The sequence below is a fragment of the Amycolatopsis sp. NPDC005003 genome (genome assembly GCF_053600695.1).
The window spans coordinates 78786-93172 of the sequence record NZ_JBSGAI010000028.1; the positions used below are offsets into that span (position 1 = coordinate 78786).

Consider the following 14387-nt stretch of genomic DNA (forward strand, 5'->3'; position numbering starts at 1 on the left):
AGGCCCACACTGCCGCCGAGCGTCACCCATTGGTCACCAGTTGTGCCAGCCGGCCGACGGAGAGCAACGAGTAGCGGCCGAACGGCGCAATCTGGGCCCTGGAGCGTTTGATCGGTCACCCGATCCGGGAATTTTCGCGGCATGTCTCCTTGGCGAACCACCACCAGACGGAACACGGCCGTGCGGGTCATCACGGCGATCGGCGCGATCTTCGCGGGGATCGAAGTTCTCTACATGATCATGGTGCTCGCCGGCGCGAATGCCGGCAATGCCTTCTTCCAGTTCATCAAGTCACTGGCGGTTCCTCTCGCCTTGTTCTGGCCCGGCCTGTTCCCGGTGGACAGCCCCAGCCTGGCCGTCATCCTCGACTACGGCCTGGCCGCGGTGTTCTGGCTGGTCGTGACCGGCATCATCGCCCGCTTCGCCGGACGGTGACCGGAGACGTTCCACCGGCCCCGCCGCGAACCACCCGCCGTCGCCGCTGTCCGTCGCCTTGGGCGACACTGGACGGATGAGCGACGGCAGGTGGTTCGACGGCTGGTCACCCTGGCCCGAGCTGGCCGGCCTGGCCGCGGCCGGGCGTTCCCTGCTCCCGAACGTCCCGGTCACGCCGGCCGCCCTCGCGCGCACCGTCACCGAGCAGCTCGTCGGCCGCAGGCTGACCGCGAAGGTGGGTGACCGCGAAGTCGGCCTCACCCTCGCCGAACTCGACTACCCCGCGGACAGCCTCCGGCTGGCCACCGGACGCATCGGCGACGTCCGGATCGTCGCCGAGGACGTCGACTGGCCGGAACCCGAAGCCGCCGACGGCGGCGAGCCCGGAAGCATCCCGCTGCGCCGCGTCACCGTGCTCGCCGAAGACGTCCGCCTCCGCTCGCTGCCCACGCCGGCCGCCAAGCCGGCGCGGGTGCAGCTCGCGATCGCCGTTTCCGCGGACGTGCTGCGGGACCGGGTGGCGAAAGCCCGCCCCGGGATCGTCGCCACCCCGGCCGGCAGCGGACTGCTGCAGATCCGCTGGGCCAAGCGGCCGCACTGGGGCCACCTGACCCTCCGGCCCCAGGTGGCGGACGACGCCGTGGTGCTCGTGCCGCAGACCCTCCACATCGGACGGCGGCAGCTGCGCCCGCCGCGCACCTTCCAGCCCATCGAGCTTCCCCTGCCGGAACTGCCGCCCGGCCTGAAACTGACCAAAGTGGAGCCGCGGCACGACGAACTCGTGCTGCACACCGTGGCGGAGGAATGGCCGGAGCGCCTCTCCCGCATTCCCCTGCCGGACCTGCTGAGCTGGCTGACCACCGCCGCGATGACCCTGACTCTGCCGAACCTCGGTACACGTTCATGATTTCCCCTTCCCGGTGCTGACAACGACCACGCTACTCGAACGCGCGTTCGAACATCATCACTCACAAGGGTTCAGATCGCGGACAACCGCTCTCAGGTCACCGGGAACCAGGTGCCGGACGCCCATTCCGTGTCACCCCAGGCCTTCCGCTCGTCGGCGCGGGGATCGAGGACCAGATCGGTGTCCTCCCGGAACACCAGCACCGGCCGCAGCTCCGGGCCGTACGGCGGCCATTCGGGGCCGTCGGCGTCCGCGACGCCGTCGCGGATGAACCGCAGCCAGGCGCGGTGGATGAGCAGGGCCGCCCGCTCTCGCGCCGGGTTCACCGCGGTTCCCTGCGCGGCCAGCGGAAGCGGAACCTTCCACGCCATCGTGGTTTCGGTGCCGTGGCCGCCGTCGAGCTGCTCGGGCACGCCGGGCGCGGCGATGTCGATCCGGTAGCGGTAAACCGGCGCGTGCGCGGACTGCGCATCGGCGAGCCGCTGCGTCGGGATGCCGTAGCGCTCGTCGCCCATCGCGGCGATCTTCGCGGCTTTGAGGTCGGGGACGCGGCGAAGGTACGTCTCGAGAAGCCGCGAAGCGCCTTCGTCGCCGAGGATGCTCGACAGCACACCGGACGCCGGAGCCGTCGCGATGTCGTCGCCGAGCATCAACGCGTACGTGCTGCCTTCGTTGCTGTTGCAGCCGATCAGCAGCCGGACGCCGGCCGCGCTCCCCCGCCGGATCGGCTCGATCGGCACCTCGGGCAGCACTCGCGGATGCAACGTCGGCCGCCAGAGCCACAGTGCCTGGAAGCCGGTCAGGATGCGTTCCTGCGCCTCGACGAACTCCTTGGCGGGCAACGCCCGCAGCCCCGCCATGTCCTGGCAGCCGACCTCGTCCAGCAGCCGCCGCGCCAGCGCCGTCCCGGCTTCCGGCGTCGCGACGTGGTCCGCGCCGCCGGAACTGCTGATCGCCTGCGCGAACAACCCCTTGCCCAGCGGGCTGCCCATCAGGTTCCCGACGCTCTTCGCGCCCGCCGAGACGCCGTAGACGGTGATGCGCGCGGGATCGCCGCCGAACGCGGGAATGTTGCGGCGCACCCACTTCAGGGCCTCGACCTGGTCGAGGAACCCGCAGACGCCGGCGTCGGGTTCGGACGGGCCGAAGATCCCGGCGAGGTGCAGGAAGCCGAGCGAGCCGAGCCGGTAGTTGACGGTGACCACGACGATCCCGGCGCGCGCGAACTCCTCGCCGTCGCCCAGCTGCTCGCCGTGACCGACGCGGTAGCCGCCGCCGTGCAGCCAGAACAGCACCGGCCACCCGCCGTCCGGCGCGGGTCCCTCGGGCGTGCAGACGTTGAGGTACAGGCAGTCCTCGTCGCACACCGCGGCCGGGTTCATCGGGTCCGGCGACTGCATCGCGTGCGGCCCGTACTCGGTCGCCACGTGCACGCCACCGGAGAGCGACGGCGGCTGCGGTGCCTTCCACCGCAGCTCGCCGACCGGCGGGCGGGCGTACGGGATCCCGCGCCAGACGCGGACGCCGTCGCCCGCCAGCCCGACCAGCGCCCCGAGTTCGGTGGTGACCGTCGGGACGGAAGCCATCAGAGCGAGGCCTGCTCGACCGTCGGCAGGCAGACCTCGAACCGGGTGTTCCCCGGCTCGGATTCGACGCGCAGGTCGCCCTGGTGCCGTTCGACGACGATCTTCCACGAGATGTCCAGGCCCAGCCCGGTGCCCTCGCCGACCGGCTTGGTCGTGAAGAACGGCTCGAAGATCCGCGGCTTGATGTCCGCCGGGATGCCCGGGCCGGTGTCGCCGATCTCGACGCGGACCTGGTCGTTCTCGCCCCACGTCCGCAGCGTCAGCGTGCCCTCGCCCTTCATCGCGCCGAGGGCGTTGTCGATGATGTTCGTCCAGACCTGGTTGAGCTCGGCCGGGTACGCCGGGATCTTCGGCAGGCTGCGGTCGTACTCCTTGACGACGCGGACGCCGCCGCCGATCTTGCCGGACAGCATCACCAGCGTGGAGTCGAGGCCGTCGTGGACGTCGACCCACTGGTGCGGCGCCCGGTCCATCTGCGAGTACTGCTTGGCCTTGCCGACCAGGGCGGAGATCCGGGTGGTCGAGTCCTCGATCTCGCCCATCAGCATCTCGGTCTCGAGCGCGTAGGCGAGCCAGCGGACGGCGCCGTCGATGAAGGTGTCGCCGACCTGCTCCAGCACGTGGTCCAGGTCCGCCGTGGTCAGCCCGGCGCGGACGTAGATGTCGGCGAGGTCCCAGCCGCCGTCGATGCCGCGGTCTTCGAACCAGTCACCGATCTCGTCCTCGCGGTCGGCCTGCTGCATCGCCGTCAGCTTTTCGGCCTGCGCGACCTGCTTGACCAGGCGTTCCTGGACGTCGATGAGCTGGTAGAGCAGCTCCGGGTCGATGTCCTTCTTCGCCAGGAACGCGAGCTTGTGCCGCATCCCGGCGACGCGTTCGCGCAGGGCGGCCGTCGCGCGGACGGCGGCCGCGGCCGGGTTGTTCAGCTCGTGCGTCAGCCCGGCCGAAAGCTCGCCCAGGGCCAGCAGACGGCGGCGGGAGCCGATCACCGTGTCGCTGTTGCGCCAGCCGAGGTACATGCCCTCCAGCAGGTGGGTCGCCATCGGGAACCACCTGCGGAACTCGACGGAGAACTCCTTCGACGGCAGCGCGAGCAACGTGACGTCGGACAGCGCGCGCACGGTGGTGCCGAACGTGTGCTCCGCCTCCTGGTGCACGAAGAACTGCGTCGCGCCGAAGTAGGCGCCGCGCTGGTCGGACCGGTTGGTCTCCACCTCGGTGCCGCTGACCAGGCGCGTCATCCGGATCGCGCCGTTCAGCAGGACGTAGAAGCAGGTCGCCTCGCCGCCTTCGTTGATGATCGTCGAGTCGCCCTCGTACTCCTCGAGCACGGCGTTGGCGGCGACCCAGTCGAGCTGGTCTTCGGAAAGGTGTTCGAACAGGAAGAGGCCGCGAAGCTCTTCCCGCGGCAGTGCGCTCATTGTTCCTCCAGGTACCGGTGTACCAGCGTCACGGCCATCGCGCCCTCGCCGACCGCGGACGCCACCCGCTTGACCGACTGCGACCGCACGTCACCGGCCACGAACACGCCCGGGATGGACGACTCGAGGTAGTGCGGGTCACGGTCGAGCGGCCAGCCCGCCGGCCGCTGCCCGCCGCTCAGCAGGTCCGGCCCCGTGCACACGAAGCCGTGGTCGTCGCGGTGGATGGCGTCGCCGAGCCAGTCGGTGCGCGGGGCGGCCCCGATGAAGATGAACAGGTGCCCGCTCTCGACCGTCTCGGTGCCGCCGTTCTCGCACAGCGTGATCCGCTCGAGGTGGCCGTCGCCGTGCACCTGCTTGACCGTGGTGTGCGTGCGGACGTGGATGTTCTCGATGCCGGCGATCTGCTCGATCAGGTAGTGCGACATCGACGCTTCCAGGGACTCGCCGCGCACCAGGATCGTGACGTCGCTGGCGTGCCGGGAGAAGAACACCGCGGCCTGGCCCGCGGAGTTCGCACCGCCGACGATGTAGACGTGCTCGCCCTTGCACTCGGGTGCCTCGGTCGCGGCCGAGCCGTAGTAGACGCCGCGGCCGCTGAGCTCCTCGATGCCCTCGGCGTCCAGGGCGCGGTAGGTGACGCCGCTGGCGAGGATCACCGAGTGCGCGGCGATCTCGCTGCCGTCGCCGAAGGTGATCACCCGCGACGAGCCGCGGGCTTCGAGGCCGACGACGTCGCGCGCGGTCAGCACCTCGGCGCCGAACTTCTGCGCCTGGCGCCGCGCCCGGTCGGTCAGCTGCGCACCGGAGACGCCGTCGGGGAAGCCGAGGTAGTTCTCGATGCGCGAGCTCGTGCCGGCCTGTCCGCCGGTGGCCTTCTTCTCGACGAGCACCGTGCGCAGGCCCTCGGACGCGCCGTACACCGCGGCGCCGAGGCCGGCCGGGCCGCCGCCGATGACGACGAGGTCGTAGAACTCCTGCGCCGGCCGGGTCGACAGGCCGACCGCGTCGGCGATCTCGCTGCCGGTCGGGCTCTTGAGGACGGTGCCGTCCGGGGTGACGACCACCGGGATGTCCTTGTCGGTCGCCTCCGCGGCCTGCAGGATCCGGCAGCCCTCGTCGTCGTCGACCGAGTACCAGCGGTACGGGACGGCGTTGCGCGCGAGGAAGTCGCGCAGGTGGAACGACGAGGAGTTGTAGCGGTGGCCGATGAGCTTGACCTCCTCGACCGGCCGGTCGCCGACCGCTTTCCAGGTCTCGACGAGCGCGTCGATCACCGGGTAGAGCTTCTCCTCCGGCGGGTCCCACGGCTTGAGCAGGTAGTGGTCGACGTCGACGACGTTGATCGCCTGGATCGCGGCGTCGGTGTCGGCGTAGGCGGTCAGCAGGGCGCGGCGGGCGTGCGGGAACAGGTCCATCGCCTTCTCGAGGAAGGCGATCCCGTCCATCTGCGGCATCCGGTAGTCGGCGAGGATCGCCGCGACGGCGTCGCCGCGCAGCTTGATCTCGCGCAGCGCGTCGAGGGCGTCCGGGCCGGAGTCGGCGCGGATGACGCGGTAGTCCTTCCCGTAGCGCCGGCGCAGGTCACGGGCGACCGAGCGGGACACGGCGGGATCGTCGTCGACGGTCATCAGGATCGGCTGGCTCACGAGATGCAGCCTACGGCGCTTCCTGCCCCGCTGGGAAAGAACGCCGCTTCGGCACCTGGACCCGCTCCAGGTCCTGCGCCACGACGACCTCGCCGCCGAACTCGGCCCGCGCCTCCGCCGCGAAGCGCTCCGGATCGGGGTAGCGCTGCGAGAAGTGGGTCAGGACGAGCTGCCGGACCCCGGACTCGGCGGCCACCCGCGCGGCCTGCTGCGCGGTCAGGTGGCCGAAGTCGCGCGCGAGGCCGGTGTCCTCGGCCAGGAACGTCGACTCGATCACGAGCGTGTCGGCGTTTTCGCTGAGGGCGTAGACCGCGTCGCACAGCCGGGTGTCCATCACGAACGCGAACCGCTGGCCGGGCCGCGGCTCGCTCACGTCTTCGAGGTTCGTGGTCCCCAGGCGGCCCTCCCGCTGCAGCCGGCCGACGTCCGGGCCCGCGATGCCGCGTTCCCGCAGTTTCTCCGGGAGCATCGTGCGGCCGTCCGGCTCGGTCAGCCGGTAGCCGAACGCCTCGACCGGGTGGCTGAGGCGCCTCGCCTCGATGGTGACCTTCCCGGTGGCGATCGGACCGTCCACGGCGATCGGGTGTTCCCGCAGGTCGGCCTGCTCGTAGAACGCCGTCGCGTGCCGCATCCGCTCGAAGTAGTGCGCGCCGGAGGCCGGGAAGTGGGCGTGCACCGGGTGGCTGACCTTGTCCAGGGACAGCCGCTGGATCACGCCGGGCAGGCCGAGGCTGTGGTCGCCGTGGAAGTGCGTGACGCAGATCCGCGTGATGTCCGTGGCCGCCACGCCGGCGCGCAGCATCTGGCGCTGGGTGCCTTCGCCGGGGTCGAAGAGGATGCCCTCGCCGTCCCAGCGGAGGAGGTAGCCGTTCTGGTTGCGGTGGCGCGTGGGCACCTGGCTCGCGGTGCCCAGCACCACCAGTTCGCGGGTCGACACCCCCGCACGGTACTCAGGCGGCCGGGGTGGTGTCGCCCAGTTTGCGCAGCCGGAAGGCCAGCACCAGGAGCACGATCCCGTACAGCAGCGCGTAAATCCCGACGAGCAGCGCGATGCCGTACGCCCCGGCGATCGGGTTGATCACGATGAAGATGCCGGCGAGCACGGAGATCGCGCCGGCCAGGATGAGGAAGGCCTCTCCCTGGATCTGCTTGCGCAGCCGGATCGCCGCGGCGATCTCGGCGATCCCGGTGATGATCGCCCAGAAGCCGACCAGCAGGGCCAGCAGCAGGACGGTGATGCCGGGCCAGACCAGGACGAGGATCCCGGCGATGATGCCGAGCGCGCCGAGGACGCCGTAGGCCACCCGGTGGCCGGTGTCACCCGGGCGGAACGCCTGCATGAGGCCGCCGATCCCGTCGACGATCGCGTATACGCCGTACAGGATCGCCAGGACGAGGACGGTGGCGCCCGGCCAGATCAGCGCGAAGAGCCCGAAGAGCACGGCGAACACACCGCGGACGGCCACCAGCGGCCAGGCTTTGCGGGGTTCGACGACGGTGAACGCTGCGAAAGAGGTCATCTGCCGCTCCCGGATCTAGGGACTCCCAGTATCGCGACGATTCCCTCGTCCGGCTCCCGGAACACCCCGTTCGGGCGTATCCATATAGGACCGGCGTGCGCCGCGGCCGCCACCACGGCGCACGCCGGTTGCTCAGGGGTAGCTCACCAGGTTGACGGCCTTGGTGCCCGACGGCGTCGCCGGGCCGGTGTTGTTGATCACGTGCGTGATCGTGCCCTGGTAGTTGAGCGACACAGTCACCATGTCGTGGAACCGGACACCCGGCGTGTTCGGCGCCTCGTACGCGTGCGCGCTGGCCACGGACGGGTTGGTGCTGAAGTAGCAGTAGCTGCCCAGCCCCCACGCTTCGTGGCTGGTCACGTTCGGGCTCACCTTGTAGGCGGAGAAGCCCTGGGTCGAGCCGTTCATCCAGCTCGCTTGGTCCGGCACGTCGTAGGGCATCTCGTTCTGGAAGAAGTAGGTGCGCCCGCCGTTGCCGTTCCAGACCACCTGCGTCTTCTGGTAGTGCTCGACGAAGAGGCCGTACATGGTGACGTCGTTGCCGTTGACGACGAGGCCGGTGTCGGCGGTGTTGGTGCCCCAGCCGACGTACTCGTTGCGTTCGGCGTGGTCGGCGCGCCAGATCCACATGTGGTCGCCGATGACGTTGCCGCTGTTGACGACCAGGCTGGTGGCTGCCTTGCCGACGGCGGCGCCGCCGATCCGGAAGAAGACGTCGTGCAGCGACGTCGGGTTCGCCGCGTGGTTCGCGCTCGAACCGGCCGGGCCGACCTGCATGAGCGTGGCCGAACTGGTCGTGCCGGCGTCGATGAGCAGGCCGGCGACCTTGACGCCGTCGACGTCGTCCACGGTCATCGCGGTGATGCCGTTGTCCGGGATCAGCGTGGCGATGCCGAGGCCGAGCACGACGGTGTCCGGACGGGTGACGCGCAGCGTCTGGTTCAGGTGGTAGACCCCCGGCGTGACCAGCAGGTTCTTGCCGGCGGCGAGCGCGGCGTTCATATCCGCGGCGGTGGCGCCGGGCTTGGCGATGTAGAACTGGTCGATCGGGACGGACGTGCCGGGCGCGGCGCCGCCGGCCCAGGTCGTGCCGGACGCGTTGGTCTTCACGCCGGGGACGAACACCTGGTACTTGCCAGCGCTGTCGACGTAGAGGAAGGGCTTTTCGCGCACGACCGGCGTCTGGGCGACGGTGGTGTAGGGCGGCGACGGGAAGGTGTTGGCGGGCGCGCCCTGGACCCCGGCGAAGACCATGTTCCAGTTCGAGCCGTTCCAGCTGCCGAACTGCGAGTTGCGCGAGATCCACTGCTGCTGCGAGCCGGAGCGGACCTGGCCGTCGATCTTCGTGTCGGAGATCCAGCCGCCGCTGGCCCAGCCGCCGTCGTCGAGCTGCAGGTCGCCGCGGACGTGCATGCGCCGGTAGGGCGCGGCCTGGCTGACGGCCCAGCGGTCGGCGCCTCCGTTCGGGGTCACGGACAGGTTTTCGGCGCCCCGCCAGAAGTTCTGGGTGGCGTTCTGCGGCGGGAACCAGTCGGCCTCGACGTGCACGGCGCCGTTGACGTTCACGGCGTCGGGACTCAAGCCGAGGCCGAGGACCTGGGTGTAGAAGCCCACGTTGACGTCGTTGGCGTAGGTGCCGGGCTTGAACATGACGGCGTAGCGCTGGCTGCCGAACTGGTTGCGTTCCTGCTGGGCGAAGATGCTGTCGAGCCGGCTCTGGATGGTCGAGCTCGGCATGGACGGGTCGAAGATCACCACGTTCGGGCCGAAGTCGGGCTGGCTCGTGTTCACCGGGGCCAGCATGAAGGACTGGGCGGCGGTGCCGTTGCAGGTGTACTGCTGGAGCTGCACATCGGCGGTCGAAGCACCGGGGACGTCGAGGCACTTCCCGCTGTTGCGGCTGACGAAGTGGTACCGGCCGTTGCCCTCGTCGACGGCCTGCCACTGCTGGTTGGCCCCGCCTCCGTACGTCCAGAGCTGGACGAGCCCCCCATCGGCAGTGGAGACGTCCTTCACGTCCCAGCCGGCGGCCGGGTTGGTGCGGGCGTTGACCCGGAAGTAGCCGTCCCCTGTGGACTGGAACTGCCACTGCTGCGAAGCGGTCTGGTTGCAGGTGTACTGCTGGACGACGGTCCCGTCGGCGCTCCCGGCGGCCCGGGCGTCGACGCACTTGCCGCTGTTGACGGCGGCAACGGTGTACCACCCGTCCGGGGTAACCGCGGCTTCCGCTGGGGCCGTTGTCATGCTTCCGACCAGGACCGACGCTGCCGCGAGCAGCGTCATCACCCGCCGTCTCGTCATCGAAGCCTCCTCTGCCGCTTCCGCGGCGTCCATCGAGAGGTGTGCCCGGTGTTGGAGACGCGGCGTAACGGGCGGGGACCTCGGCGTCACAACCGCGCAAAATGTAACGGCGGCCACAGCCGGGCGTCAATACAGGACTAAAAATAAGGCGTGAATGTGCAGGTCAGGAGCTCGTGGATGGCAAGACGGGGTTGCGGGGACCCCCGTGCGGAGGGGGTCTGGGCGGGGTGTACTGTATGGGCATACGAGATGCGGAGTTCACCTTCGCCTCGGGGCTATGGCGCAGCTGGTAGCGCACCTCACTGGCAGTGAGGGGGTCAGGGGTTCGAGTCCCCTTAGCTCCACATCGTAAGGGACCCCTTCGTTTCAGCCTTCCTGGCTGTTCGGAGGGGTTTTCTGCGTTCCAGGTTCGATCATCGGTGATCAGCTTGTGGCGTGATCTTGTGCTCCTGGTGGGGCAGAACTGGAGCACCGCCCCAGCCCTGGCCGACCGTCGGCGCGGTGTTCCCGGTGCTCCCCGGCCTGGGCGGCGAGTGACCCCCACCGTGGCGAAGAGGGGGACCACCGGCGCCACCCGCCCACCGTCGACCACACTCGGTGACGGTGTTGGCGGCAGTGGTGCCGCGGTGTGCCAGCGGCGCTCGAGATCGTCGAGCAGCCGCTGCTCGACCTCCGGGGCGACGTGGGAGTAGGTCTCGATGACCCGGTTGTCCAGGTGGTGACCGAGCCGGCGGGCCTGGGCGATCTCCGGTGCGCCGCCGGCGATCAGCCAGGTCTTGTGGCTGTGCCGTAGCCCGTGGAAGGTCAACCCCGGTCGGACCGCCGCGCAGCCCGCCTTGGTCCCGGACGCCTCGCTGCCGTCGACCGCGGGGCGGAAGACGCGCCGGATGAACGTCGAGCGCCACAACCACCTCCCGCTCGGCGTCGTGAACAAACTCATACCGGTGCCGGGCGAGGTGCTCGCGCAGCAGGGCGACCAGGAACGGCGGCAACGCGATCGTCCGCGCGGAGGCCCGTGTCTTCGGCGGACCCAGCCACCGCATCGACCCCGATTCGTGCAACGCCCCCACCAGCGGATCGATCACGATCACGCCACGCCGGAGATCGACATTGTCCCGGTGCAGACCGGCCAGTTCACCCCACCGGCAGCCGGTCCACGCCGCGGTGATGACCAGCAGCCGCGCGATCGGCCCACCGAGCAGACCGGCCTGCTCGGCAATCCGCACCACCTGCTCCGACGTCGCCCATATCCGCTCCGGCACGGCGCGCCGTGATCGCCGGCCACGGCGCCTCCGCCGGCGCACCGGATTGAACGGAATCAGCCGCTCGTCGACCGCGTCGGTCAGCAACATCGACAGCAGGTTCAGCTGCGAACTCACCGTCGACGGGGCGTACCCCGCTCGCTCCAGCTCCCGAACCCACTCGGTCACCCCCAACGCCGTGATCGCGACCAACGGCAGATCGCCAAACTTCGGCAGGAGGTGACACCGCAACCGGCTCCGATAGCTCTCGATCGTCCGCGGATCCAGATTCAGCGACCGGAACCATCGCGCCACCCACTCGGCCACCGTGACCGCACTATCCGCCGGATCGATCCACACCCGCCGACGCCGATCCACCTCCAACCCGGCGGCATAGGCCACAGCATCACGCCGCGAACCGAACCCCGACACCGACCGAACACCACTACCCGGCCGCCGATACCTCACGCGCCACGACCTGCTGCCGCACTGCTCCACCCACGCCACAACAACCTCCCACCTGGATGACCAACGAGGCGTTGGCCCCAACGGTGGAGTTCCCCGGCGCAGACATCCCCAGCATCCGCCCTCAACGACGATGCAGCCGCCAGCCGGCATCCAGATGCGCAGACCGAGACGACCGGTCTGTACGCACTCTCATGGCTCCATGAGCGGACGCCGCTGCAGCCTGCAGTAGTAATCGGATGACGGCGGGCACCGTGTCCGATCACAATGCCGGACGTGCGACTTACCTGGACGATCAAGCACCACGGTTGGGCCCTCTGCTCCGTCGAGGACGAGCACACCAGCGCCAAGGCGTTCGCTTCCTACGTCACCGATGGTCCCGAGCAGCTGCTGAGGGCCGTCGCCAGGATCGTCCTCCATGAGACCCACACCCAGGCGGAGTTCGAGGCCGAACCCACCGTTTACCGCTGGTTTCTCCATCGTCGAGCGAACACGGTCACGATCCGCCTTCTCGAAGCTGTCGACTGGAAGACACCTGGGCACGAGGGAAGCCTGCTCTGGCAAAGCGAGCAGCCAACGACCACGCTCGCCAGAGCCGTGCTCAGCGCATTCGACACCGTCGCCGACGACATGGGCGAGGCCGGCTACCGGACTCGGTGGGGTCGCCCGTTCCCCCGACACGAACTGGAAGGTCTCCGGACAGCCTGGCGCAGAGCAGTCCAGCCCCCACCGCGGCCGACCGCCAACTGATTCAACGACATCCAGCCTCCGATCCGTCGCCCTGGACGTGTCGGGTACTGCGTTGCCGCACTCTGCCCGCCCCGTCGATCATCCAGTCGCCATGTCATGCCGATGGCCGGACGGTTCTCCCAGCCTCCTGGATGTCTATGCAGCCCGACGTTGTCTCTCGTCCCGCTGGCGGCTCTCCAGACCGGTCTGGTCGTGTCTGAACCGAGCCCGATTCGGTGTAGCGAATCGGTCGCCGCCCGCGATCTGTTAGGGCAGGACACGGATGTCATCGTCGGGTAGGGGTCGATTTGGCTGGCCGAAGTGGTCGCGCGGTGTGGCTGGTTGCCGGCGGAATCGTGACGTGGGCGGTGACCCACTTCGGATTGTTGAACTGGCTCGGAGACGCGTACCACCCCTGGCGCCCCATCGTGGAGGGGTTGAGCTGGGTCGCCGGCATCGGTGCGTTGGCCGTCGCTGTATGGGCGCTGCCAGTCTCGCCACTGCGAGCGCAAAGCGAGTCCGACTCCGCCCAGCGCAGTTCCCGGACTCGGTTCAAGGGAGCGAAGATGTCGAAGAACGGCCCTTTCCTTCTGGTCAACAGGGCGTGCGGGTTCGCCCTCGACACCCCCATCGGCACTGAGCCCGGAGGTGACGTAACCGTGTGGTCACCGCATGGCCAACCGCATCAACTCTGGCGACTGGAAGCCACCGGCGAAAAGAACGAGGTGCTGATCGTGTCCGTAGCCAACGGGCTCGTCCTCGACGCCACATTCGAAGTTTCCGGCGACATTCATCCGGTGATGTCGGAAACCACCGAAGAACCACGGCAGCGTTGGCGTTTCGAAGATAGCCCGGACGGCAACGGTTACCTGATCCAATCCGTGCACAGCTGCCGCTACCTCACCATCGGCCACGACGCCGTACGAGGATGGAGTCCGTGGTTCGAGGACCGCCATTCGCGCAGCTCACAGCAATGGATGCTGTTGCGGCCCCAAGGCCGCATGGCGGAAGCTCGTTGAGCCCTTGCTTGCCCCGGACCGTCAACGTCCGGCGCCCCCGCGACGGGTCGCCATCGGTCACCGGATGACGACTGAGGCACACACGAGCCGGTAGCTGCCACGGCCGCGTCCGCTCAGGCCGCCGATCGGTCGTTCACCACGCAGGTTCGTGCCAACGAGCGGATCACTGCCCGGCACGATTCCGGCGTCCGAGAGTTCGCCGCACCTGTAACCGATGAGCGGGTGGCAGTGATACCCAGACAGCAACAGTGACGGCGGAAGGCACCACATGGACGACACCGAATTCACCACGGACCAGGTCGACAGAGCAATCGACGGGTCTGCCCAGGGTCTAGTTGACACCTCACCTATGAGGCTTCGGCCTCACCTGGAAGGATGTCACCGTGCCCAAGCCTTATCCCCGTGAGTTCCGTGACGACGTGATCGCGGTGGCCCGCCGTGGCGAGGCCCCGTTGAAGCAGATCGCGAAAGATTTCGGGATCTCCGAATCGTGCCTGGCCAACTGGCTACGCGCTGCCGACGTCGAGGACGGCACCCGGCCCGGCGTGACCCGGGGGGCTGGCGCGCTGGCGAAGGGAAGCTGACGGCATCCGGTGGCCGGGCCGCGTCGCCGGCCCGGCCACCGGTATCGTTCCGGTAGTGCAAGACGACAGCGCCCGGAGCGTTCGTGTGGCGAAGACAGTGGTCATGACCCTGGGATTCGTCCTGATCGCGCTGGGAATCGCCGCCACCGGCGCGCTTCTCCTCCTCCTTGCCCTCTCGCGCGGCGGCCGAGACTGGGCCAGCTCCGGGACGACGTTCACCTTGTTCGCCCTCGCCGCGGGTTGGACGATATTGGCCGGCGGCTTCGCCGTCTGGTCGTCGCGGCGGACGCGCAGCCGAACGATCTGGCTCGCCGGCCTGCCCTGCGTCGCGCTCGGTGCGGTGCCCACCGCTATCGTGGCGGTGGATCTTCTCTTCCTCCTCCCCCGCTAGGACTGGAGAGGCCAAGGGTTCGAGTCCCCCTCGGCTCTCTATCGCAACGAGCCCTTCGTTTCAGCCTTCCGGGCTGGTCCGGGTGAGGTTTCCGCATCTCGGATTCGTTGACGATCTCCGAGCAGTGTCGCGGGTGCTA

At 69.2% G+C, this 14387-nt stretch carries 12 protein-coding genes, 1 tRNA gene and 2 pseudogenes; 8 read left to right on the forward strand and 7 right to left on the reverse strand.

Features of this window, described 5'->3' with window-relative positions; translation table 11 throughout:
• Positions 1-180 precede the first annotated feature (180 nt).
• Both ACWED2_RS29345 and ACWED2_RS29350 read left to right on the forward strand, forming a co-directional pair.
• Complete coding sequence (locus ACWED2_RS29345) at positions 181-435, forward strand: hypothetical protein (protein WP_003083120.1); 255 nt, start codon at positions 181-183, stop codon at positions 433-435.
• A gap of 76 nt (positions 436-511) precedes the next feature.
• Positions 512-1342: a hypothetical protein gene (locus ACWED2_RS29350; protein ID WP_449693725.1), complete on the forward strand. Its 831-nt coding sequence runs from the start codon at positions 512-514 to the stop codon at positions 1340-1342.
• A 92-nt stretch (positions 1343-1434) separates the two neighbouring features.
• Here the strand turns inward: ACWED2_RS29350 and ACWED2_RS29355 are convergent, their stop codons facing one another.
• From ACWED2_RS29355 to ACWED2_RS29380, 6 genes are all read right to left on the reverse strand, one after another.
• The gene (locus ACWED2_RS29355; protein WP_449693726.1) at positions 1435-2928 is read right to left on the reverse strand and encodes a carboxylesterase/lipase family protein; all 1494 of its coding nucleotides are present in this window, start codon (positions 2926-2928) and stop codon (positions 1435-1437) included.
• The gene (locus ACWED2_RS29360; protein WP_449693727.1) at positions 2928-4349 is read right to left on the reverse strand and encodes an ATP-binding protein; all 1422 of its coding nucleotides are present in this window, start codon (positions 4347-4349) and stop codon (positions 2928-2930) included. The genes ACWED2_RS29355 and ACWED2_RS29360 overlap by 1 nt, the downstream gene beginning before the upstream one ends.
• Positions 4346-5998 carry an FAD-dependent oxidoreductase gene (locus ACWED2_RS29365; protein WP_449693728.1) on the reverse strand — a complete coding sequence of 551 codons (1653 nt, stop codon included), beginning with the start codon at positions 5996-5998 and terminating at the stop codon, positions 4346-4348. Before ACWED2_RS29365 ends, ACWED2_RS29360 begins: the two co-directional genes overlap by 4 nt.
• 10 nt (positions 5999-6008) lie before the next feature.
• Positions 6009-6935: a ribonuclease Z gene (locus ACWED2_RS29370; protein WP_449693729.1), complete on the reverse strand. Its 927-nt coding sequence runs from the start codon at positions 6933-6935 to the stop codon at positions 6009-6011.
• A gap of 13 nt (positions 6936-6948) precedes the next feature.
• Positions 6949-7518 carry an HdeD family acid-resistance protein gene (locus ACWED2_RS29375; RefSeq protein WP_449693730.1) on the reverse strand — a complete coding sequence of 190 codons (570 nt, stop codon included), beginning with the start codon at positions 7516-7518 and terminating at the stop codon, positions 6949-6951.
• A 132-nt stretch (positions 7519-7650) separates the two neighbouring features.
• On the reverse strand, positions 7651-9819 hold the full coding sequence (locus ACWED2_RS29380; protein WP_449693731.1) for an RICIN domain-containing protein: 2169 nt from the start codon (positions 9817-9819) through the stop codon (positions 7651-7653).
• Between the two features lie 271 nt (positions 9820-10090).
• Here ACWED2_RS29380 and ACWED2_RS29385 point away from each other — a divergent pair.
• Positions 10091-10163: transfer RNA gene (locus ACWED2_RS29385), tRNA-Ala, on the forward strand.
• Positions 10164-10706: 543 nt separating this feature from the next.
• Positions 10707-11093: a hypothetical protein gene (locus tag ACWED2_RS29390; RefSeq protein ID WP_449693781.1), complete on the forward strand. Its 387-nt coding sequence runs from the start codon at positions 10707-10709 to the stop codon at positions 11091-11093.
• A 144-nt stretch (positions 11094-11237) separates the two neighbouring features.
• Here the strand turns inward: ACWED2_RS29390 and ACWED2_RS29395 are convergent.
• A pseudogene (locus ACWED2_RS29395) lies at positions 11238-11678 on the reverse strand (tyrosine-type recombinase/integrase); the annotation flags it as partial.
• Between the two features lie 123 nt (positions 11679-11801).
• Between ACWED2_RS29395 and ACWED2_RS29400 the strand changes: the two are divergent.
• The 4 genes and pseudogenes from ACWED2_RS29400 to ACWED2_RS29415 all read left to right on the forward strand — a co-directional run bounded on the left by ACWED2_RS29400 (position 11802) and on the right by ACWED2_RS29415 (position 14248).
• On the forward strand, positions 11802-12275 hold the full coding sequence (locus ACWED2_RS29400) for a hypothetical protein (protein ID WP_449693732.1): 474 nt from the start codon (positions 11802-11804) through the stop codon (positions 12273-12275).
• Between the two features lie 545 nt (positions 12276-12820).
• The gene (locus ACWED2_RS29405) at positions 12821-13273 is read left to right on the forward strand and encodes an RICIN domain-containing protein (protein ID WP_449693733.1); all 453 of its coding nucleotides are present in this window, start codon (positions 12821-12823) and stop codon (positions 13271-13273) included.
• Positions 13274-13656: 383 nt separating this feature from the next.
• Positions 13657-13806, forward strand: a pseudogene (locus tag ACWED2_RS29410) (transposase); the annotation flags it as partial.
• 106 nt (positions 13807-13912) lie between these two features.
• A complete protein-coding gene (locus tag ACWED2_RS29415) occupies positions 13913-14248 on the forward strand; it encodes a hypothetical protein (RefSeq protein ID WP_449693734.1) in 336 nt (111 codons plus the stop codon).
• Positions 14249-14387 lie beyond the last annotated feature (139 nt).

What these genes read in the sequence shown, in the direction of transcription:
- ACWED2_RS29360 (WP_449693727.1), bottom strand. Translation starts at nt 4,349, where the DNA reads ATGAGCGCACTGCCGCGGGAAGAGCTTCGCGGCCTCTTCCTGTTCGAA.
- ACWED2_RS29390 (WP_449693781.1), top strand. Translation starts at nt 10,707, where the DNA reads ATGAACGTCGAGCGCCACAACCACCTCCCGCTCGGCGTCGTGAACAAA.
- ACWED2_RS29405 (WP_449693733.1), top strand. Translation starts at nt 12,821, where the DNA reads ATGTCGAAGAACGGCCCTTTCCTTCTGGTCAACAGGGCGTGCGGGTTC.
- ACWED2_RS29355 (WP_449693726.1), bottom strand. Translation starts at nt 2,928, where the DNA reads ATGGCTTCCGTCCCGACGGTCACCACCGAACTCGGGGCGCTGGTCGGG.
- ACWED2_RS29380 (WP_449693731.1), bottom strand. Translation starts at nt 9,819, where the DNA reads ATGACGAGACGGCGGGTGATGACGCTGCTCGCGGCAGCGTCGGTCCTG.
- ACWED2_RS29375 (WP_449693730.1), bottom strand. Translation starts at nt 7,518, where the DNA reads ATGACCTCTTTCGCAGCGTTCACCGTCGTCGAACCCCGCAAAGCCTGG.
- ACWED2_RS29350 (WP_449693725.1), top strand. Translation starts at nt 512, where the DNA reads ATGAGCGACGGCAGGTGGTTCGACGGCTGGTCACCCTGGCCCGAGCTG.